Annotated in this window: 18 protein-coding genes; 7 read left to right on the forward strand and 11 right to left on the reverse strand. The window is 31.6% G+C overall.

The genetic code is table 11. The features are described 5' to 3' along the window. Window positions 1-3: 3 nt before the first annotated feature. The 8 genes from OZP15_RS09780 to OZP15_RS09815 all read right to left on the reverse strand — a co-directional run bounded on the left by OZP15_RS09780 (window position 4) and on the right by OZP15_RS09815 (window position 8,696). Window positions 4-2,889 carry an RHS repeat domain-containing protein gene (locus OZP15_RS09780; RefSeq protein ID WP_281335987.1) on the reverse strand — a complete coding sequence of 962 codons (2,886 nt, stop codon included), beginning with the start codon at window positions 2,887-2,889 and terminating at the stop codon, window positions 4-6. 397 nt (window positions 2,890-3,286) lie between these two features. Continuing rightward, window positions 3,287-4,423, reverse strand: a complete 1,137-nt coding sequence (locus OZP15_RS09785) for a type II secretion system F family protein (RefSeq protein ID WP_269225276.1) — start codon at window positions 4,421-4,423, stop codon at window positions 3,287-3,289. Next, on the reverse strand, window positions 4,413-4,886 hold the full coding sequence (locus OZP15_RS09790) for a PulJ/GspJ family protein (RefSeq protein ID WP_269225277.1): 474 nt from the start codon (window positions 4,884-4,886) through the stop codon (window positions 4,413-4,415). The genes OZP15_RS09785 and OZP15_RS09790 overlap by 11 nt, the downstream gene beginning before the upstream one ends. Further along, window positions 4,873-5,211: a hypothetical protein gene (locus tag OZP15_RS09795; protein ID WP_281335988.1), complete on the reverse strand. Its 339-nt coding sequence runs from the start codon at window positions 5,209-5,211 to the stop codon at window positions 4,873-4,875. Before OZP15_RS09795 ends, OZP15_RS09790 begins: the two co-directional genes overlap by 14 nt. Beyond that, window positions 5,199-6,470 (reverse strand): hypothetical protein, encoded by a 1,272-nt coding sequence (locus OZP15_RS09800; RefSeq protein ID WP_281335989.1) that lies wholly within the window; start codon window positions 6,468-6,470, stop codon window positions 5,199-5,201. Before OZP15_RS09800 ends, OZP15_RS09795 begins: the two co-directional genes overlap by 13 nt. Window positions 6,471-6,478: 8 nt before the next feature. Next, window positions 6,479-6,958 carry a hypothetical protein gene (locus tag OZP15_RS09805; protein WP_281335990.1) on the reverse strand — a complete coding sequence of 160 codons (480 nt, stop codon included), beginning with the start codon at window positions 6,956-6,958 and terminating at the stop codon, window positions 6,479-6,481. 7 nt (window positions 6,959-6,965) lie between these two features. Then, window positions 6,966-7,901 (reverse strand): hypothetical protein, encoded by a 936-nt coding sequence (locus OZP15_RS09810; RefSeq protein ID WP_281335991.1) that lies wholly within the window; start codon window positions 7,899-7,901, stop codon window positions 6,966-6,968. A gap of 57 nt (window positions 7,902-7,958) precedes the next feature. Beyond that, window positions 7,959-8,696 (reverse strand): hypothetical protein, encoded by a 738-nt coding sequence (locus OZP15_RS09815; RefSeq protein ID WP_269225283.1) that lies wholly within the window; start codon window positions 8,694-8,696, stop codon window positions 7,959-7,961. 177 nt (window positions 8,697-8,873) lie between these two features. On the opposite strand from OZP15_RS09815, the gene OZP15_RS09820 reads away from it, so the two are divergent. The 4 genes from OZP15_RS09820 (at window position 8,874) to OZP15_RS09835 (ending at window position 10,576) form a co-directional block, all read left to right on the forward strand. Beyond that, window positions 8,874-9,368, forward strand: a complete 495-nt coding sequence (locus OZP15_RS09820; RefSeq protein ID WP_281335992.1) for a hypothetical protein — start codon at window positions 8,874-8,876, stop codon at window positions 9,366-9,368. A gap of 29 nt (window positions 9,369-9,397) precedes the next feature. Then, the gene (locus tag OZP15_RS09825; protein WP_281335993.1) at window positions 9,398-9,649 is read left to right on the forward strand and encodes a hypothetical protein; all 252 of its coding nucleotides are present in this window, start codon (window positions 9,398-9,400) and stop codon (window positions 9,647-9,649) included. Continuing rightward, window positions 9,649-10,152 (forward strand): hypothetical protein, encoded by a 504-nt coding sequence (locus OZP15_RS09830; protein ID WP_281335994.1) that lies wholly within the window; start codon window positions 9,649-9,651, stop codon window positions 10,150-10,152. The genes OZP15_RS09825 and OZP15_RS09830 overlap by 1 nt, the downstream gene beginning before the upstream one ends. Window positions 10,153-10,336: 184 nt before the next feature. Further along, on the forward strand, window positions 10,337-10,576 hold the full coding sequence (locus OZP15_RS09835; protein ID WP_269225286.1) for a helix-turn-helix domain-containing protein: 240 nt from the start codon (window positions 10,337-10,339) through the stop codon (window positions 10,574-10,576). A gap of 114 nt (window positions 10,577-10,690) precedes the next feature. Here OZP15_RS09835 and OZP15_RS09840 read toward each other — a convergent pair whose 3' ends face one another. From OZP15_RS09840 to OZP15_RS09850, 3 genes are read right to left on the reverse strand one after another with little or no spacing between them, the layout of a single operon-like run. Next, window positions 10,691-11,347, reverse strand: a complete 657-nt coding sequence (locus OZP15_RS09840; protein WP_269225287.1) for a hypothetical protein — start codon at window positions 11,345-11,347, stop codon at window positions 10,691-10,693. Continuing rightward, window positions 11,344-15,600: a DUF6443 domain-containing protein gene (locus OZP15_RS09845; protein ID WP_281335995.1), complete on the reverse strand. Its 4,257-nt coding sequence runs from the start codon at window positions 15,598-15,600 to the stop codon at window positions 11,344-11,346. The genes OZP15_RS09840 and OZP15_RS09845 overlap by 4 nt, the downstream gene beginning before the upstream one ends. 11 nt (window positions 15,601-15,611) lie before the next feature. After that, entirely contained in the window at window positions 15,612-18,905 is a 3,294-nt protein-coding gene (locus OZP15_RS09850) for an RHS repeat domain-containing protein (RefSeq protein ID WP_281335996.1), read from the reverse strand. 410 nt (window positions 18,906-19,315) lie between these two features. Between OZP15_RS09850 and OZP15_RS09855 the strand changes: the two genes are divergently transcribed. The 3 genes from OZP15_RS09855 to OZP15_RS09865 are packed head-to-tail and all read left to right on the forward strand — an operon-like array spanning window position 19,316 to window position 21,614. Then, window positions 19,316-19,726, forward strand: coding sequence for a type IV pilin protein (locus tag OZP15_RS09855; protein WP_281335997.1), 411 nt, complete (start codon window positions 19,316-19,318; stop codon window positions 19,724-19,726). Further along, complete coding sequence (locus OZP15_RS09860; protein ID WP_269225295.1) at window positions 19,726-20,208, forward strand: general secretion pathway protein; 483 nt, start codon at window positions 19,726-19,728, stop codon at window positions 20,206-20,208. The genes OZP15_RS09855 and OZP15_RS09860 overlap by 1 nt, the downstream gene beginning before the upstream one ends. Before the next feature lie 2 nt (window positions 20,209-20,210). Further along, window positions 20,211-21,614: a GspE/PulE family protein gene (locus OZP15_RS09865; RefSeq protein ID WP_281335998.1), complete on the forward strand. Its 1,404-nt coding sequence runs from the start codon at window positions 20,211-20,213 to the stop codon at window positions 21,612-21,614. Window positions 21,615-21,620 lie beyond the last annotated feature (6 nt).

Below are 21,620 nucleotides of genomic sequence, written 5' to 3' on the forward strand. Positions count from 1 at the left end.
TGATTAGTTTTTATAATGGTATTCGTTTTCAGATAGGATGTTGCCGTCTTTGTCTTTTACGTTTTGCAAACGACCAAAAGCATCATAATTATAGGTTACCGTATCGCCTTTAGGGTCGGTTATGGTGCTGATTCCTATTAGTGGTTTATAAGTATAGGTGGTAACCATCGCATGAGGAAGTCCTGTTCTTAATTTCTGTAATTCTGTTTGCATAGCACTATCGGTAGTTGAACTATCATTTATCAATGTCATATTAAGGGAGAGTGCCGTTATTTGTGCTTGTGTAGCGTTTTCTATTTTGGCTACGGGTTGGGTTTGTTTGTATCCCCAGATATAGATTATCTCTAAATCATTTGTTTTAGAAACACTTGCGATATTTCCTTTACTATCGTAACTGTTATAATTAAGCCTTGTCTCTATTGGATCTTCTCCTTTTTTAACCTCCACCGATAATGGATAAATACAGTCTGTTAAATTACTAGAGCTTATCAAATTTAAATTGTTTGCATCTGTATCCCAAAATGAATAATTTGTTTTTAACAATTTTACTTGATTGTTATTAATCTTTTCTGTTTTTTCAATCACAGGAGCTATTATATTTCTAGAAACCATATTATTAAAAACAGGAGAAGTATAATTGTAAGGATATTTAAAATTGGTTGTAAAACTATCTCCATTACTCTTTGTAGTACTGATTTGAGATACCTGCTTACGCTCATCATAAGTATAGTTTGTTACTTTAGTAACATTATCTATTGTTTCTGTAACAGAATCTAATCGTTCCCAGACACTTAAGTATGCGAAATAATAATAATAAAAAGAATTATGTGCAACATATCCTCCATTAGATGTGTATTTTGGTATACTATAAATATTTATCCCTGGTATCGTTTTTAAAATATCATAGGAATAATGATAACGTATATCCTGTTTTTTTGTTCCATCCTCTTTATACGTAGCTTTATTTAATAATGTTCCCATTTTCCAATTATTATCCATAATTGGACCAAGAGGCCAAGAATTTTTCATAAATAAATTTTCCCGAGGAAATCCATCATAGAATTGAGAAATTTCAAAATAATGATCCTTTGCTTCTTCATCATATGCGCCATCTGTGGAAAACTGGTAGTCAATACGTCCATTTCCTTCTTCAAATTCTTTAACTAATCCATATCCAATCATTGGACCTTGATCCAATCCCTGATCATTAACAGGATCAGGACTTAACTTTATAGCCCAGTTGTAACTATTAGTAGAGTTATAAACCATACAATCCATATAACTTGAACTTGCTTGACATATTAAGGGAAATGGAGTCATATCGTTGTAATCTCTATTTAAAGTATAATGCCAAAAAGATGGTATTGGATAACCCAGTACTGGATTTTGATAGACATAATTTTTCCTTTTTAGTAAAGATTCGTCACTATCTAGGTATTCTATTTTATCAATTTTTATTCCCCAGAATGGTTCAAGAGTGAGTGGATTTTCCATTTGTGAATAATAAAATTTTGCAAATCCACCAGTTGGATATTTAATACTTTTTAAAGTTCCCATCTGCATGTATTCTAAATTAGGGTTACGATTTGCTCCAGCAATATTTACAGGGGAAACAAAACCATTATTATTAAGATTACTATCAGATAGACCAGAACCATCTGGCATTAAAGTTTCGTTTAAAGGAGGAATTAGACTAGTATTACTATCCTGTCCATTATAAAAACCTCCCAAATCTTGAGCACGTGAAAATCTATTAGGTAATAAATCTTTGCCGTCAACTGTTCTCCCATAATATTCAAAACTATGAGATTCTATAATATTTCCTACTACATCTATTTTTTCAAAACCATCCAAATACAACCTATAATCCATTCCCTTATTTTCGTTGTACAAAAATGCAGGCTGATCTGGATAAGGTGAGTATATTTTTGTTGTTTGGATATTATTTGTTTTAAAATGAAAAGATGATGATTTATTATTATCATGATATACAATAATAGAATCTAATGCTTTTCTATATTTATCTAATGAATTTGGTCCTCCAAACTGATAAATATCTTTTTTAATGAATTCGACAGAATCATTATTAGATGTGTATATTCTACTTAACAAAACACCAGAGTCTTTGTGTCCATATACTCCTTCGGAGTCTTTTATATAACCCGCACCATTACTTGTTAAAATATAAAATTTGGAAATATGTGGATTTTGGTAATATAAATCTCCACGAATATATTCGAAATTTATAATATTATACTTATCTGCACTTTCAATCTTAGTTAAATAGTAATCTGTTTGAATATCATACAAACTATTTTTACATTCAAAATAATATTTGATTCCATTATCGTCTGTAATTATTATAGAATTATAATCCGTGGAAAATTCAAACTTCAAATTAGTATGCTTTCTAAATGTATTTCCTTGAAATGAACCTGAATATTGTAAAAAATTATAATGATAAATAAAATGAGAATTTTCAGGATGTTCTACCAAATTTAAAAATTTACCATACTGCTCTTCTACAGTTCCACTTATTGGTAAATTATTACTCAAACTACTAAGATAAGTTCCGTTATTAGCAACCACTCTGGAAATGACCCCTCCAGCATTTAGTGCCCAGCCAATACCTGCCCAAGTTGAATAATCTTCAACCTTAACTCCTGATGCGTAATAGGAAAGAGAAATAGGAAGCTTAAGATTACCGCATTCTAATGTGTGTAAAGGAAAATCAATCTGTGGCTTTCCAGTATATAAGCTTACAGGAATATCTGCATATCTAGATAAATTAGCCGCTTCTGGTGAAGGTTGTATTATTTTTGGTAAATTCTGCGAATAGACTAACAAGTTGGATAATAAAATTAATATTAAATTCAATTTATTCTTCATGATAAAATAAGGTGTTACTTTTTAAATTTTATTATTTTAATACTTAAATGAAAATATTTAGGCTTGAATATCAATTTAATATGTTCATATTGATTATGTTTTCTTAATTTATAGTCAATAAAAGCGTAAGAAAAGCATTGTTTTAATTTCTTACAATACTAAATATTTTATTTTTAATTAACAAGATTAATGCTTTATATTTTGGATATATATACAAAATAACCTATAAATTACCTGTGAAGCCTTACAAATAAAAGCTTTGTCATGCTTTCAATGATATAAAAAAGATATGTAGGTAATTAGAATAAAATAACATCTATACTTATTCGTTATTTGTAATAAAAATTGTGTTTTATGTTATCACAAGAAACACCTGATGAAAAACAAACAAACCTATTTACCCAATCGCACTACTCAACTGAAACATGGGCAAATACATAGCGACAAGCAAAACAGCCACAAGAACACCTACAAACAGAATGATAAGAGGTTCTAAAACAGTAGTCATCACTTTAGACTGCTGCACTACTTCTTGGTTGTATTGTTCACTTAATTGTTGGAAGACGTATTCGGTTTGGTTGGTTTCTTCGGCTACTTTTACCAAAGAAATGATTCTATTGTCGAACAAAGCGTTCTCTTTTAGACTTATGCTCAAGCTATTTCCTTTCAGAATACTATTTTCTACTTTTTCCAGCGCATCTTGTAAGGGTACAAAACGAATCATTTTTTTTACCATTTGAATACTGTTTAATAGCGGTACTTTGGCAGTGGTCAATAAAGCAACTGCTTGGGTAAATTGCGCCAAATACACTTTGGTCATAAAAGCTCCCAGAATAGGAATCTTCAAAATAAAATAATGAATGGCTGTTCGGTATTGCACATTGTCTTTGAATAGACGACCTATAAATAACAAACCTATTAACAGCAATAATCCATAAACCCCATACGATTTCGTCCAACCAGATAATTTAACAATGGCTTTGGTTAATGCGGGAAGTTCCACGTTGTTCTGCCTGAAAATATCCTGAAACATCGGTACAACATAACTCAACATAAATACGACTACCACAATTGCAGTTGTCAATACAATGGAAGGATAGGTCAAGGCTGCAATAATGATTCTTTTTTGTTCGTTTTTACGCTCATAAAAAACACCTAATTCCTGGCATACTTGAGCCGTTGTCCCAGTTTCTTCTCCTATTTGTAAAGAATAGAATTCGTATTCCGTAAAAGATTTAGAAGCCAATAATGCTTCGGAAAAAGGCTTTCCGTTTACCACATCATTAAGTATAGATTGTATTAATTCTTTGTCGGCATTTTTCTTTAAGGAATCGACAATTAAAGTTAGTCCTTTTTTAAAGGTAATTCCAGCTTTGAGTAAAACCGATAATTCCTGATAAAAAGCTTGTTTCTTTTTATTGTTAAATCGTTCGCCAAAAAGTACAATTTCTTTTTTAAGTAATTCTTCTAAACTGGATGTTTTGGTATTAGAAACACTACTTTTATTAGGGATATTTTCTAGTTTAAAAGCCATCTTGATTCATAAAAAGGGTTAAATCATTTTTCTTGGAAACAAAAATTTCATAATCAGGAAGTTCTGCTTTACCTGAAATAAATAGCGCATCAACATAACCGCTATGAATTTCTTTTCCTTGAAAAAATAATGTATTAGGTGTTAATCTTAATTTTATAGTATCCGAATTTCTTAAAACATAGTTTTCCTGGAAAGAATAAATTATTGTATCCATTTCAGATTCCATAAATAAATTATTCTCGTTTGCATCAAATTGAATACTACCCATTTCGTTAAAATCTTGCCACAATCTTTGTTCAAAAAGTGCTAAACTACTTGTTTTTTCAAAATTGGTCTGAATGATTTTAATTTGTTGTTGCACCAATCGCAAAACACTAAAAGCCATTCCCACCACAATCGCAGTTAGCACCATAACAATCAACAATTCTGGTAGTGTAAATGATTTTATCTTATGATTTGTCATAGAGGCGATGTCTTATTATTTCCTTATCGTTTTGGTTTTGTGTTGCCTGAATAAGTAATTCTTTTTTTGAGGCTTTTTCTTCTAGTTGAATTTCAATATCCCAATTTCTATAGCTTTCTTGGTAAGGCAATTCAATCAGGTCATTTTGTAGTTTGTATTCCAACACATTCAATCGGGTTTCAATAGGATGCCTATTCTTGGAAAAAGTATTCATTACCAGATTATTCAATACCAAACTGGCAATCATAAAGATGATAACGATAAGTAACGAAGCGATGATAACTTCTACCAAAGTTGCCGATTTGATTTTTTTTAGTACAACCATTTCAATACGGTTTTAGGGGTTGCATCCATTACAATTCCACCATAGATAGTTGGTATATTTTCATTTTCAATCACACCGTTGTAAATATGATTGACAAATATAGAACCCGATTGGTTGGCTATAAATTGTCTCGTAGCAACAGTTCCGGAAACTGTTCCTCTTAATTCAAAATTCCCCATGCAATAGACCTGTCCTTTAATCCTTGCATCTGTTTCCAAAACAATTTGAGTTTGAAAATCTGTTGGCTCTTTGGTTTGAAAATAACATACACTACCTTTTAGGGTTGTACCTGCATCAATAAAAATTTGGTTATCGAAGGGTTTATTAGACTGAATGTATGGATTATTTTTGTTGTCCTGATAAAGAACCAAAGCAGATGGATAATCTAGTTGGCAGCCTTTTCCAACAGTAATCTTTTTGGAAGCTATGGCTTGGAAATTTCCTGTGGTACCGTCTTCAATTTCAATAATGGGAGCAATTAAAATCAAATCTTTCAAAAGAGCTGTTTTTTTAACCCTAATTAAAGTGTCCGATTTGATAATAATATTTCCCGTGATTTCTTGATTTTCTAATAAAATTGGGTTTTTAGAATAACTTCCTTTTGTTCTTAATTTGAATGAAACAACAATTTTTTGATGGTTTCCCAATGGAATGTATTCCTCCTGATTTAGAATTTTATATTCTTTCAAATAAAAAGAAATCATCTCTAGAACACTCTTTTTTAGATTAGGCAGTACTGGCGTACTTTTTTTTTGAATGCCATAAATAGGTTGTGATCCATAGTAACTGTTTCCGTTAATATAGCCTGTTTTTACACCTTGTGATGGTAGGTAAACATTTCCCCTAATTGCAGTATTGCCCACTACAGAAAGTGGGTTTTGTGTTTCTTGCAGAAACAAAGTTGGCGATTCTTCGGCGTCAATTAACGAGCCTATCAGTGCCGTTTTTATAAATATTTTTTTTCGGAATATGGTTTTGCTATGTGCTTTTTCAAAAATTCCCCAAAGTGATAAATGGGTTTGAAGCATTTGATTTTCTTTTTCTTCAAAATCAACGGTTAGGGTATCAGAACTGATATTTTCTTGTTGCAATAAATAGGCTATTCCAGTATCCGAAAGTTGAATATTTTCAATAGCCCCTTTTGATTGCTCTTTCATGTAAATAAAGGTATAGGCGTACAATATCATACCGCTTAAAAGCAAAGCAATCAATACCCCTATGAAAACGGTAAATTGCAAAGCTCCAGATTTAAGTTTCAAAAACAGTTTCACTCTGCCAGCATAATAAGATTCAGATTTCCTTTGTATTTTACATAAACAGACTCTTTGTCTCCGTCTTTCAAATAAACTTCATTTTCAGTATCTCCTTTTTTCATATAAAAATTATGACCGTCAATGACTAGTATATAAAGCTTACTTTTTTGTTTACTATCAGATATCATTCCCTTATACTGTATTACTGGCCAAATAAGTGTTTCTTTTGGTTTTACCAGCTTTTTAGTCCCATTAGCTTTAGCAGTTTTCGCAGTTGAAACAGCATACATTTTTCCAAGAAACGGATCTCTATAATCAACATTGATAGAGAAAGGTGTTCGCTCTTTTAATTTAAAAGGTTTTATGTTAAATTCCATTGGAGCAGTAGCCAAAGAATCGTCCGAAGCCGAAAAAGAAAAAAATTGATAAATCAGCATACCCCAAATAAACAAAACGATGGGAAGTAAAATGTAGATGCTCTTTTTGTTTTTCATGGTAGGTTTAATTTACCGTAAAACTAAAAACAGCACTTTTAGTACCGCTATTTCCTGCTTCGTCAAAAGATTTGGTGTACCAATAATAGGTACCCGAATCAAGGGTTGTTGAGAAAGGAGTAGCAGCTTCTTTTTTAAGTTTCGAGACCGTCAAGGCTGCATCGGTATAAATAAAAATACTATCTTTCTCTACACTCCCTGCAATGGGAGTTCTGCTCCATTGAAAACTGACATTGGTATTGGCAGTAGTGCTCGTATTGGCTGGACTCGATAAAACAGGGATATTAGGCACTGTCGTATCTACTAAAACCGACCTAGAGGAATATAAGGTTTGTTGCGTACCATTTGAAGCTCTTACTTTCCAAAAATAGTTACCTTCTGTAAAAGTATAATTCAAATTGGTAGTAGTAACAGTCTGATCCTTTACAATCGTATTGTTTCCGTCATAAATTTGAACTTGATAACCCGTTGCTCCGATAATAGCTCCCCACGAAAAATTTTGTACTGTTTTTTTGGTAATTAAATTATTTGCTGGAGTATTCAAAACCACAATATTGTTTTGAAAATCGGCATTGCTGACAACCGAAATCAATCTTGCTGCATAATTTGTGCTATAACCACTGTTGATAGCTCGAACTCTCCATTCATAATTTCCTATGGGAAGTTGTTGCGTAAAACTATTTTCTTTGATTTTAGTATCTATAATAATTTGCAGCGGATTAGCAAAATTAGGTGTGGCTATTTGCAATTGGTATTCTGTTGCATCGGCTACTGTTTCCCAAAAGAATGTAACTCCTGTAGAATAAAATTGGGCATTATTCATAGGAGCAACTAAAACCACTTCACGGTTTGAAATATCCTTCTCCATTAGAATTTCTTCACAGGAAATGAAAGTTAAGAAAAGAAGTCCGATAAGAAATTTATGTATCAAAGATGAATTCATTGAGTATATTTTTTTACTGAAAATAGATTTTTTTGAAGGATAGGTTGGAAAAAAGGATTACATATCAAATAAACTTTTCTCCTTTGACTTTGCATTGTTCTTTATTTTTGATTTTGTATTTCCTTTGCATTTATTGCTTCCTTCTGCCATATCAGCTATATACCATTGTCCACGATCTGTTTCTCCCCAGCAAAAAGAACTTAATCGATAAGCCACAACATTCAATGAATTCAAAAATAAAGTATCTGTTTTTTTTCCTAATTTATAAAGGGAAATGGCATATTTGCTGTTTTGATAATTGGTCAAATAAAAAGTATCCGCTTGCTTGATTTTATTAATTTCTTCTGGCGAAAAGGAGAATACTAAATTAGTTACCACTTCTGATTTTTGGGTGTTACTGATGAATTTAAAAACATCCTTGTTGTAATCAGCATTCAATTCATTGACAAATTGCACTACATCTAGCAATTTTACAGTGGCTAATTCAGGTTTTTTAGGCAAACTATCCACATAAGCTACTTTCAATTGATCTTGATTGTATTTGGCTTTAGCAGCATAAATTTTATGCATTTTTTTGTTGAAAGGTATAATCTCAATAGCAACCCGAATGTTATTCTCTAATTTAGGTAATGCTTTAACTTCAAATTCATTATTAGTTTTATACCCCATTTTAGATTGTCCAATACTTCCTAATTCTGGAGCAGTATCGGATACTTTATAAGTATTATTTTTAATTTGTATAGACTGGCAAGCTGATAAAACAACTAACAGGAGTACAATAAAGCTATTTTTCATTTATAATATAATTTGTAGTAAATGTAATTTTGTTTCTGATACTAAACAATGTAAAAATAAACATTTTGTCAAATAAATAGTATGTATTTTAAATTGATTTGTAGATTATCAACAAAATAAACACAAAATTAAGTGAAGCAGACATCATCCTACATAATTTAAACATCGTATTTCTTTATGGGTCATAACCTTTCTCGCATCTCTTGGGATACCAATGTCAAACATTACATTCGAAACGGCTTATACGACAATCTGCCGAATGCCCTAAAAGCCAAAATCCCAAAAACAAACAAGCACCGCTGGGAACTGGAAGAGGATAATAAATACATAGGATGCGAAATAGCCTCTTTTATCAAAGAAGAATTGGAATTAATCAAAAGAATCGGGGCATCCAGCAACAGCAAAAAAGTAATGGAAGCTTATTTCAAACTATCGGATACCTATCACGAAATTACAGGTAGTATCGAAGGAGTTATGAAACAAGTCGCATTACAAAAAGAGAAAATTGTCAATGCCATTGAAATTGCAAAAGAATTCGTCCCTATCGAATCGGCGTTAAAGGTTTTTAACATTTCGAGAGCCACTTATCACAACTATAAGACACTTGTTATTAACAAATGTGATACTTCTCATTTTTGTGGTGCACCAAGCAGTATCCGCACCAATTATTGAAAAAGGAAATTTTCCAAATCAAAAACTATATGAAAAATGAAGCCTATTCACATTGGTCTAAATCTTCCGTTTATTTATTGGCATTGCGCAACAAGGAAATCTCCTTTTGCTTGACCACTTTTTACAAATATGCCAAACTTTTGGGCTATTGCAAATCAAGACACATACAACCAAAAATAAAATATTCCTCGCTCACGAGTTATAAGCCCAATGAAATTTGGTGTGCCGATGTAACGATACTGAAGACAGCAGACAAAAAAAACATTACATTCATTTCTTGATGGATCATTATTCCAAAATGATTTTGGGGTATAGTGTTGAAAACAGTTCCAGTCCAAAAGCCATTAAAACCCTATTACAGCAAGCCTATTTAAAACACAAAAACGAAACTCCCATAACTTTGGTAACCGATGCCGGTGTGGAAAATGTAAACAATACCGTTCAAGAATTTTTAAACACTACAAATACAAACATAAAACACCTGATTGCCCAAAAAGACATTCCTTTTTCGAATTCCAGAATTGAGGCATTTAATAAAATTATCAAACACCAGTTTTTGTTGCCCCGAAATTCAGAAAACAGAAAACAACTTGAAACCGTTTTGGCAATAGACGTACAAACCTATAACACCATACGCCCTCAACTCTCTCTGAAAGGAAATACTCTAACCGAAACATTTTCAGGAAAACCGTTGGATATAAACCATTACAAAACCCATTTTGACAACCAAAAATCATTGAGGATAGCCCAAAACCAACAAAATAGATGCAATGGTTGTAAGTGATATTAAAAAAGCAAAACCTAATATTGGAATAAATCCAATATTAGGTTTTTGTTTTTTCATTCTTATATTTCGAATTGAACTATATTTTTACTTTACTGTAAAAGCCTCATTTTTAATTACAATTCCTTATATGGGACTGTTTTTAATAAAAGAATCGTGTTAGTAGCACGGAACAAAATCCCCAGTGATTGGAAGATACGAGCGTGATGAGATGAAGCCCTCTATTGATACCGCTAATAAACTTGCGGAGTTTCTCGAAGTTTCTTTGGATTATTTAACTGGCAATACAGATGTATTATTAGACACCAATACCCTAAACCGTATTTTAGAAGTGCAACAGTTGCCCGATGATGTAAAAGAAAAACTTTTCTATTTTATCGATATGACTGTTAGGGATTATAAAGCCAAAAAAGCGTATTCATAAAACTAAAAAACCACTTCGATTTTGAAGTGGTTTTTTTTCTTGTCTTGACTTGTTTTTGCATTGTTCTCGTTTATAGGCACAGTTTACAAAACTTCGCTATCCACACAAGTATGTTTACTTCATTTCTGCGCCATCTGTGTTTATTTTCTTACTAAAGTCAGTTAAATTAAAATAATCTTTATCGTATGGTTTTGTTTGTAAAATATTGTTTAAAAAATTCAAATTACTATTATCAAATCCAATTAACTCTTGAATAAAATCCAAATAATTAGATTTATAGGTTATTCTGTATAAAATTAAGCTTGCTAATAATTGTTCATTTTGATGATAAATAATGTTTTCAATAACATATTCTAATTTTTTTATTATTTCTTCAATATACAAAAACTTAATATTCATATTAATATACTCCAAACACGCTAAAACTAAACAATCTAAATCTTCTTTTTCAGTTATTAAAAAAGATAATATTTTTTCATAATTTAAATCAAGCCCAAAGTCTACGGCAAAATAAATTAAATCTGAAATAAAATCTTTGTTTTCAGATATTAAGTTTTCATTTATAAACTTTTCTATAAATAAAAAATCCTCTTTCTTAAAGTTTTTATACTCATTAAAAAAAATGTTTACTAATTCTTTTTCTTCGAGATTTAGAATAAACTCTATGTCTGACAGTGAAAATTTTATATTTTTTCTGCAATTTTCTTCAATAATTCTTACCGCCTTATCAAAAGGTAACTTATCAATATCAGTTAATTTATCATTTATCATTTTTTATCTTTACTTTGTCTTGAACTTCTTTGTCCTGTATTTTTTTCGTGCTTTTTTAATTTTTGTAAGTCAGAACTAGAGGCTGTGCCAGCAGCTTTTTTAGCTCGTATTGATTCTAATTCGTCATCTTGTAATTTCCCATTATTACTTCCTCTTTGACTCATTGAATCATAATGTCCAATAGTAGTTGAGGGAGTAGAAGAAGAATAACTATCTGTTGAATAATAAGTTATTATACCTGCTGCGATTATTGAAGCTACTCCATCTACAACCCATTTTTGCGGCATTAAATCAGTTGGATCAGGAGTTAGAATATCTATTTCAACAGCTGTTAATATTGTTGTAGCTACTGCAAGTGCCATTGGTTGAGATGCTTCTGCTTCTGTAATATTGCTGATTGGTGTAGAATTTCCTTGAGGACTATTAGAAGAAGAAATACTACCATCAGCATTATAGGTTAGGGTATAATTTCCCACATCATTTGAAACATTCTCTGTTGCTGTTGTTCCGCTATAATTTTGACCCTCTTTAAGTATTGAAGAAGCATTATCTTTAGTCAGGTTTTCATTATAGGTTTGATTCCCTTTAGCATCTGTGTACCAATCCATTCCTGTAGGGTCAGTTCTAACAATTGGATTTGAACCAACAAAATTATATGGAGTGTGTTGGTAATACGATTCTGCCATAGGGTCTATGTTCATAAATCTACCAAGTGCAGGGTCATAATTCCTCGCCTCCATATCATAAACATTAAGTCCCAACTCATCTTGCAGTTCTTTTCCGTTGTACTTATATTTTTGTCCAGGATTGGTAGAAGTAATCACATTGTTACTATCCTTGTGTTTTAAACCAAATGGATAATAGTTGTTTTCTTCTACAATTTGTAAAGCTCCTTTTGTCATACTCACTTCATCCACATAAAAATAAGTTTCAGTTGATGTGTTTGTATCGTCTTTATCTATTCGCAAGAATAGACGAGTACCATTTGCAACGGTATAGTTGTATGTATTATTTCCCGTTGGTGCATCATGAGCTAACATACCATACTGCAAGAAATTTCCATTTGCGTCAAATTCCTGAAAATAAATTCTAATTTTTGAAAGTGTATTACCTTTATCTAATTTTACGTTTATTTTCAAATTTTCCCCTGGTGCAGTTGTAAAACCTGTTAAATAATTTACAACACCTTCCCAACTACTATTAACATTTACTTTTAGTTTACCATTTTCTAATGAAGAACCTACAGATCCGTTCTCTCCCCAATTGTCATAATCAGTAGTAAACTGACTATTCAAAATGCTTTGATAATTATCATTAGGATTTGTATAACTTAATCTAATATTCCCCAAATGATCTTTGTATTGGTAAATATAATTAAAATTCCCCGAACTGCAATCTACATAGCCTTCGGGTTGATTAAAGAATTTTAGACTAGCTTCATTATACACATAATTACCTGCATAGTAGGTATTGGGTTCTGTGGCACCAATATCATTTACCGTTTTTTGTAATTTAACTCCCGTTGCGTCATACACATACGCAATACTGCCAAAATTAGAAACAGCATCATTGATAGTAACTGCTTTAGGCAGATTCAAATGATTATAAGCAATGGATGTGATACCTTTATTGGCATCAAATGTCATATTACCATTAGCATCATAATAATATTCAGTTCCTGATCCGGGCATTGTATTAATACTACCATCTTTGAATCCTTCTTTTCCATTTGTAGAAAGTCCGTAACCATCGCCAATTTCCAGTAATTTATTTCCTGAATCATAACTATAAGTTAAATAATCGATAGTTGAAAATGAATTTGAATTGGTTGCACTTTGCATATTACGCATCAATTGCTCTATATTTCCATTACGGTCATAACCAAAAATCATTTCATCAAACTTATTATTCACAACATTATTTTCAGCATAAGTCGCTGTTTTAAATCTATTCAAGGCATCATAAGAATAATTATAATTTTTTAAACTGCTGTTATTTGTACTGGCAGTTTTCCAAAAGGTCTGACTAATGTTTCCGTTGTATAAAGCTACTCCTGTGGAGGGATTATTGTAATTAATCTGAAACCCGAATAGATCTCCTGATCCCATCGTTATGGCATTATTACTTGTGTCGTTATCATTTATTCCTTTCAGCCAGCCCCGAATATTGTAGGCATAATCAATGGTTTGCAAACGATTTTGATTTGCCTTTCCACCTACTTTTTTCTGAATAAGTTGCCCAAGTTCATCATAAACATTTTCTGCAATTACTTCGGGTATTGTTGCTCCATTAATGGATTGTGTTTGCTTGAGAAGCCTACCAGCATTATCATAAGTAAAGTTATCTACTAAAGTTATTACAGCTCCGTTGTTTCTTTGATGTGTGGAGGTGGTTTCTAAAACTTTACCCACAAAATCCAATTGACTTTTTACGGTATTAGTAGTTAGTAGATAATCGTTTTTGCTGTAGTTGTAAATTGGTCTGCCTTTGCTATCATAATACATTACGTTAGTTGTCCAATTTGTTGTATCTAAAATACGTACTTTATTTCCTGTTACCAAGCCTTTAGTATTAGTGATTGGCGTAATACTATAGGATGTTATTGAACTACCTCCATTCAAATCAAAATTATAATCATCATAATAATTGATAGTAAACAGGTTTATGTTTGTATTATTGATGTTTGGAAAAGCATTGTTGCTATAATATACAGTAGTTCCGTTGATGGTATTTGCAGCTTGTTTGGTTTCAAATAAGTTAGTTGCACTATCTGCCAAGGCTTGTATTCCAGCTCGTGTGGTCTGTCCAGTTGCTGTATTAACATATTCTCCTGTATATACTGGCCTGCTAAAGACATCATATTTCGTAAACAACCATTTGTTAGCAGTTTTTAAATTGGCATCTTGTGTTAGAATAGGGCGATCGAGTTTGTCATATACAATATATTCCCATTCTTTTCCTGGTAGTTTCTTTTCTATAAGTCGATTGCGTTTGTCGTATTTATATTGGTAGATTAAATTTTCTAACTCATTTTGGCTAATTGGAGGTGGATTGAAATTTTGCAAATTAACAAACAAATTACCGTAAAAATAATCCGAAACAGTGTCTGCAAGTCCTGATGAATTAAAGTAGAGTTTCCCTGACTGGATGTAGGCACTGCCTGCTAGGTTTCCATTTTCAAAATACATATTGCCTAAATTTACATCTGGCAAGGAGGGACTAATAAAATCTAAATTCATCACAAGTCCGCTATTGAGTTGGATTATTGGATCTTCAGCATAGATATTAATATATAAATTACCTGTTGGAGAAAAGTTAAAACTGATGTCGTTATAATCAACATAAGTGAATAACTCTTGAACATCCTCAAAATAATAGCTTTTTCCAATCCAATTTTGTTGAAGTATATTTTTATATGTTGATGATTTTGGGGGCAATACATAAGTTAAATTACCATAATCATCATACACATAATAAGTATCGTGCCATTTTCCGACATCGAAAGTACGTTTCAAGACAACTTTCCCTTCTTTGTTCTTAAACTCTTGAGTGGTATGATCACTAGGATAGGTCTGGTTAGGCATCCAATTTTCATCCTTGGTTACTGTTTTATACAATTGAGAAGTAGCATAAATACCGTTATCCTCTAAATGTGGAGCTTCGGTATTGCCATTCACAAAAGAAACGCCAAACTGCCTTACTAAATCTGCATCGGTATTGGTTTCATATTCGAACTTTATTTCGTGGCCGTTGCCTAGCTTCCAATCATTACCGGGTGCTGCTTGTTTTAATACCCTGTTCAGCGGAGAGTCTTCAAATCCTTTTTGAGAATAAGGATTGATTTGAATAATGGGATTTGCATTACTCGTACTCATACCCGGAAAATCAGCATCATATTTGACATCATCATAAAATGTAAGTACATCAGCCAATGCAGAGGGTTTATAATCCAGCGAGGCTGGAGCTGTGGGTACGTATGGCAAATACTCTTTGTCCTGACGTCCGAAGCCATCATATTCAATGGGAGTAACAATGTCTTTTCCGCTTCCAGATTGCTGGTGTGCCACTTGCTGAATGGGACGACCCAATCCATCATAATACGTGATAGTTTGTGTGGCTTGTTGGGCAGTTGGTGTGGGGATACTTGTTGCAGTTGCTACTTTATAAGTGGTGTTTTTAACGTAATTCTCCGTTTGGGTTTGTCCAATAACCATTATAGGCAAGAAAACGAATAGGGATAGTATTTTTTTCATATTTCGCTTGATTAGTTTTTATAATGGTATTCGTTTTCAGATAGGATGTTGCCGTCTTTGTCTTTTACGTTTTGCAAACGACCAAAAGCATCATAATTATAGGTTACCGTATCGCCTTTGGAGTCGGTTATCGTGCTAACTCCTATTAGTGGCTTGTAAGTGTAGGTGGTTACCATGGCGTTGGGTAACGAACTACGTAAATTAGTCAAAGCATCTAGCAAATTTGTTTCTGTACCTGTAACGGAAGCAGTTTCAACAGCATTTATCAAACTAGGATTAATACTACTGTAGCTTGTGTTTTCAATCTTGGCGACAGGTTGGGTTTTATTATAGCCCCATATATAAACTATTACTGTTCCATCGATCATTTGTAATTCGTTAGGGTTACCATTAGTATTGTCTAAAACATTATATATTATCCTATTTTCTAAATTACCAGAACCTTTAGCAGTTTGGATAATTTCTGGAGCGATTAAATTATTTCCCCAATTTTTGTAAATTGTATTTTTTGCAGATAGTGGTGTAATATTTCTAAAACTTTCCGTTTTGATTACTTCTCCAATTCTATTTTGATCTTTTAATGTTGTCATTAATGGAATATTAAGTAAATCATCAGGATAATGATATTTAGTAGTTATAATTTCATTATTACTATTTGTTCTTTGTTCCCTTGTGAGTTGTAAATGGTTGGGATTATCATAAAAGAAGTCTGTTTTATTTACCAAAGAACTAGTAAGTACATTGTTCGAATTATAAAAATAATCTGTTGTTTCTGATGATTTTTGATAAAACCAAGGCATTGGGTAATTATAATTGTACAACAAATAAGATTCATAAACATTTTGCGGAACTCCACAACTACCCAATGTTGAGATAGAATTAGGAGCTTGCAAAGGATTGCCAATATTTTCATTAACATCAATAGTTGAATTTTTTACAAACTTGAAACCAGAATAATAACTAATTTTAGAATTATCTTCAAAATAATTGTTTTTTTCTTTTCTCACTATGAAACTTTGAGCACCTATAGATTTATAATCATTTTTCTCTATTACTTTTCCTCTTTTCCAGTTTTGATTTATTTGGATATTAAAATTGGGCAGTATCCAGTCTTCATCAGTAGTAAACTCATAACTACTAAAAACATTTTCAGTTGGATTAGTAGTATTTACAATTATCTCTTTTACAAATTTATAGGTTACACTATTGGACTCACTACTATTTTTTGATTGAGAAGAAACATTATATGTCTTGGTAAAATCGACAAAAGGGATAATTGCATGGTCATCACTAGGACAAATTCCAGTAGTGAAATTTGAAAAGCGATTTGAAACAAAACTAAAAGCTAAAGGATTAATAGTTTTACCACTAGTTCTTGCACTATCGTCCTTGTCGCTATAATCGTATGTTTTTTTTAAGTCAGGAGTAGTATTATTACTAGTATAATTTTCAATACTTTGTATTCTTAATCCAGGACCTTTTACATTTTTTAATGATGTATCGTTATCAACATAACTCATACTAGCACTAATATGCATACCAGATCCGTAAGCTTCTAATTGTATAATACAATTGCCGTTTAATCCAATATTCAATTGACCATCAAAATTTACATTCTTCTTTCCCGAATCATGAACTAGATTTCCATTTGAATAAACTGTAACTCTGCAAAATTTATATTTTATTGCAGCAGAGCTTGTGCTTCCGTTGTTTCTTATATTATAACTTAAAGCGCCATTTGCATTATTTGCATTAAAACTAACACTACTATAAACAATACATGTTGGATTGGGACAAGCCATTCCTTCTTCCCAAGGCTCTGCTGGACTATTTGCTGGACCTGAACCAATTGCAACACAAGATTCGTTTTTTACAGAATACTTGTCTAATTCATCAACTCCAAAAAATGTATTGTTTTCGTAATTGAATTTAGTCAATCCTTTTGTTGGATAATGAATTTCTTTTAATATTCCCGCTTGTGTAGCGTTATCATTAACAGTTCTATTTGCGTTGCCTATTGTGGTATTGTTTATAAAATGTTTTGGAATCATATCAGAGTTTGTAGCTCCATTATAGTATCCAAAATAATCTTGAGACTTAGAATCTTTTGCGGGTAAATTAATCTGAGAATAAACGAATCTATGGATGTTAGTTTCGTCTAAATCAAATATCCTTTCTAATTTTAATCGTTTAGATTTATACGAATTTGGTCCTGTTGAAGTTGAATTAAAATAAGAGTATTCAAAAAAGATTTGATTTATGAGATTATATGTTTGTGACTCTACTCCATCAGCTTTATTTTGTATTTTAATGCTTTCTAAAAGACTATTTTGATTTATCAAATCTTCTCTACCGGATTTTAGAATAAATTCTATTTTAGACTGATTGTCATTAAAACTTATTTCTTTAAGTTTTTTTGTGTTAGTATATGTTTTTTCAAGACTTTGCTTAATAGGACTAATTAAGTTATTTTGGAAAGTTGAATTTGAACATCCGCATTTTTTACCTTCATCGGTTATTTCTCGATATTCAGAAATACTGTTTTCAACAATTTCTCCATCATCTTGATAAGTAAAATATATCTTTCCATTTTTAGGTGTTGTAATTTGATCAACATACCATGCCCCTATATAATAATCATGGTGTGTTAACCATCGATGTGATTTTTCTATTGTATTATTGAACATATAAATATTCCCTAATTTATCGGTAATTTTGAAAGAAAGGTTAGCTCTGTTTGCTCCTAATAGTTCAACTTTGAATGCGTCTGGAGGAAAAACAACAACATCATTATTATTGAAATTATTAATATAAAAATTTCCATTTACTGTTGGAGATGAAAAAACATATAAATCTTTAACCTTTGATTTTTGATAATCAAAAAGCAAAGGACTGTTGAATGCGTAGGGATGATTGTTAAAATAATTGTTAAACACATTTATATTTAAGTTATCAATTTCTGAATTATTTTCATCAATTTCATCTCTACTGCTTAAAATGATTTGTGCTCCAACATTCAAATTCCATCCTAACCCTACCATCGTGGCTTCTTGACTTACTTTTATTCCAGAAGCATGATAATCCAAAGATATAGGCATTGTAAATCCTCCAATATTTACTGTATAAAGAGGAATAGAAATATTAGGAACACCTGATGACAAATTCACAGGATATTCTCCATATTTTAAAAAAGCTGTAGCTTCGGGTGTCCTAGGAGCAAAATTTTGCAATTGTGTATCTGGAGATTGTTGAGAGAACATACTCCAACTCAATATTCCAACAGCTAATAATAATTTAATTTTCATTTATCTTCAATTTTTAATTTAATTGATTATTTAATAACTTTTGCTTATTTTAGACCTTTTCATAAATTTTTCAGTTACAAAACTAAAATACTATGCAAAAAAATTATTTTTTCAAAAAACACAAGTTATATAAGTGCAATCTTACGAAATATTTCTTATAATTTTGCAAATAATTAATAATTTTTTTCATTCATAACAATTATTTAATCTACGAAAAAAAATATTTTTCACAAAAAATATAAATCATTGCATTAAGAAAAATCTTTACTTTTATAAATAAAAAATATATATTTGCTATCAATTGATTTATTTTAGTTGTTATGAAATGAGCATGACTCAAAATTGGATGCAAAAACCAATGCTAATATGCGAATTACATATGACCGATAAAGAACAATAAATATCAACATATGAAAAAACAGTTGTCAAAAAAAATTCCTTCATTCAATCTTCAGGAAATGCTAATTGTATTGGCTATAATTGGGATTCTATTATTGATAGCTTTGCCTAATTTGATGCCCTTAATTACTAAAGCTAAAAGCGTGGAAGCGCAAGTACAATTGAAAGCGATTTACAATGCTGAAAAGCAATATTATTTCATGTATTCGAAGTACAGTTCTAATTTTTCAGAGATTGATTTTGAAGTTCCAAAAACGGTTAAAGAAAGTGGGAGTGCTAATTATTCTTATGAAATTGTACAATCTTCCAATACTGAATTCAAAATAAAAGCCACTGCACTGACTGATTTTAATGGCAATGGTGTGTTTAACGTTTGGGAAATTGATCAGAATGGAGTTCCAAAACAAATCATCCAAGACTAATGTGGATTTTAAAATTTTTATTGATTGTAGTTTTCTTTCTTGTCTTTTTTCAGGACTACAAAGACCGCAAAGTATATTGGTTTCTATATCCTATCATAGGAGCAATAGTGTTTGTTTTACAAATTAAATCAGTATCAGTTTATCCCGCATTTATCAATACGAGTTTTAATTTGGCATTTATATCACTCTTATTAGCAGTAAGTTATTTGTATGCTAAATATAAACTGCAACAACCTTTACTAAAAGAAGTCTTTGGACTGGGCGATTTACTGTTTTTTGTTTCTATTTCTTTTTCCTTTTCAATAGTTTCCTTTTTAATCCTTTTTGTTTTTTCACTAGTGTTTTCTTTGTTATTGCATTTTACAATTCGATACAAGCAAACGGAAAAAACAGTTCCGCTTGCGGGGTATATGTCGTTGTTTTTTGCAACTGTTTATGGAATTAGTTTCTTTTGGGAATCCAACTTTTTATATGCTTATTAAAGATGATTGATTTTAATATTCCCATAACCATTCAACAACTTGTCAAGGCAGAACAAGCCTATCACTACAGGATAATTCCTGTGGACAAAGTAGGGACAAAACTCATTTTAAAAACAGATGTAGTTGATTTAGAAAATTTACAGGCAGAATTGTCTATATTACTAGGTTTTCCTACTCAACTAGAGGCAGAAACGACAGAAAATATCAATAGATATTTAAGTACTAATTATCGAAAATCAGCCTCAAATACAATTTCTAGTATTCATTATTCGGTAGATTTTCTAGAAAAAATAGTGGTGAATGCTAAAGAAATTGGAAGCAGTGATATTCACTTTGAACCTTATGAGAAAAATGCTAGGGTACGTTTCCGTTTGGATGGAAAGTTGAAAGAGCAATTCCATATTGCCACAGAGGAATATCCCGTTTTGATTAATAAAATTAAAATTAGGGCACAGCTCGATATTTCCGAAAAACGACTACCTCAAGATGGACGAATAACCATTGTTACCGATAGTGAGGATTTTGATATTCGGGTCTCCATTTTACCCACACTTCACGGAGAAAAGGTAGTTTTAAGAATTTTGAGCAAAGACACCAGCCATATTGATATTAATGCCCTTGGATTTACTGAAAAGGAGTTAGTAACTTATTTGGAGAATATCAAGAAACCAAATGGTATCGTCTTGATTTCAGGACCTACAGGTTCTGGAAAAACAACCACTTTGTATGCTACCTTAAAAAAACTAAATCTTCCCAATACGAATATATTAACGGTGGAAGATCCGATAGAATATACTTTAGAAGGAATTAATCAAGTGCAGCTACGTGAAAACATAGGTTTAGATTTTGCTTCAACACTTCGAACTTTTTTAAGACAAGATCCAGATATCATTATGGTAGGGGAAATACGAGATGTGAATACAGCCAATATGGCTATTCGAGCTGCTTTGACAGGGCATTTGGTTTTATCAACCATACATACCAATTCTGCCTGGGCTACAGTTTCCAGATTGATTGATATGGGAATTCCCTCTTTTTTGATTGCCAGCACACTAAACATAAGTGTTGCCCAACGCTTGGTTAGAAAACTCTGTAATCATTGCAAAGTAGAGAAACCAGTCAGTACAGAATTATTTCCCACAGGTTTCGAAATACCCGAAGAACTCCAAAATCATCACGAAGCCGTAGGCTGTGAACACTGTTACCATACTGGATATTCAGGTAGAAAAGCCATTTACGAAATTATTCCTATTGACAATGAACTATCATCCTTAATTAAAAACAATCAATTAGCAATTGACCATTATATAGAAGAAAAAGAAATTTTCACACTGAAAAAAAATGCTTTATCGCTAATAAAAGACGGAACAACATCTATTGAGGAAGTTTTTTCTTTACTCTTGTAAAAAGTA

The sequence above is a fragment of the Flavobacterium eburneipallidum genome (assembly GCF_027111355.2).
Classification (GTDB): domain Bacteria; phylum Bacteroidota; class Bacteroidia; order Flavobacteriales; family Flavobacteriaceae; genus Flavobacterium; species Flavobacterium eburneipallidum.

What these genes read in the sequence shown, in the direction of transcription:
- OZP15_RS09845 (WP_281335995.1), bottom strand. Translation starts at nt 15,600, where the DNA reads ATGAAAAAAATACTATCCCTATTCGTTTTCTTGCCTATAATGGTTATT.
- OZP15_RS09865 (WP_281335998.1), top strand. Translation starts at nt 20,211, where the DNA reads ATGATTGATTTTAATATTCCCATAACCATTCAACAACTTGTCAAGGCA.
- OZP15_RS09815 (WP_269225283.1), bottom strand. Translation starts at nt 8,696, where the DNA reads ATGAAAAATAGCTTTATTGTACTCCTGTTAGTTGTTTTATCAGCTTGC.
- OZP15_RS09810 (WP_281335991.1), bottom strand. Translation starts at nt 7,901, where the DNA reads ATGAATTCATCTTTGATACATAAATTTCTTATCGGACTTCTTTTCTTA.
- OZP15_RS09850 (WP_281335996.1), bottom strand. Translation starts at nt 18,905, where the DNA reads ATGAAAATTAAATTATTATTAGCTGTTGGAATATTGAGTTGGAGTATG.
- OZP15_RS09790 (WP_269225277.1), bottom strand. Translation starts at nt 4,886, where the DNA reads ATGACAAATCATAAGATAAAATCATTTACACTACCAGAATTGTTGATT.
- OZP15_RS09860 (WP_269225295.1), top strand. Translation starts at nt 19,726, where the DNA reads ATGTGGATTTTAAAATTTTTATTGATTGTAGTTTTCTTTCTTGTCTTT.
- OZP15_RS09795 (WP_281335988.1), bottom strand. Translation starts at nt 5,211, where the DNA reads ATGGTTGTACTAAAAAAAATCAAATCGGCAACTTTGGTAGAAGTTATC.
- OZP15_RS09855 (WP_281335997.1), top strand. Translation starts at nt 19,316, where the DNA reads ATGAAAAAACAGTTGTCAAAAAAAATTCCTTCATTCAATCTTCAGGAA.
- OZP15_RS09780 (WP_281335987.1), bottom strand. Translation starts at nt 2,889, where the DNA reads ATGAAGAATAAATTGAATTTAATATTAATTTTATTATCCAACTTGTTA.
- OZP15_RS09820 (WP_281335992.1), top strand. Translation starts at nt 8,874, where the DNA reads ATGGGTCATAACCTTTCTCGCATCTCTTGGGATACCAATGTCAAACAT.
- OZP15_RS09840 (WP_269225287.1), bottom strand. Translation starts at nt 11,347, where the DNA reads ATGATAAATGATAAATTAACTGATATTGATAAGTTACCTTTTGATAAG.
- OZP15_RS09825 (WP_281335993.1), top strand. Translation starts at nt 9,398, where the DNA reads ATGAAAAATGAAGCCTATTCACATTGGTCTAAATCTTCCGTTTATTTA.
- OZP15_RS09805 (WP_281335990.1), bottom strand. Translation starts at nt 6,958, where the DNA reads ATGAAAAACAAAAAGAGCATCTACATTTTACTTCCCATCGTTTTGTTT.
- OZP15_RS09785 (WP_269225276.1), bottom strand. Translation starts at nt 4,423, where the DNA reads ATGGCTTTTAAACTAGAAAATATCCCTAATAAAAGTAGTGTTTCTAAT.
- OZP15_RS09830 (WP_281335994.1), top strand. Translation starts at nt 9,649, where the DNA reads ATGGATCATTATTCCAAAATGATTTTGGGGTATAGTGTTGAAAACAGT.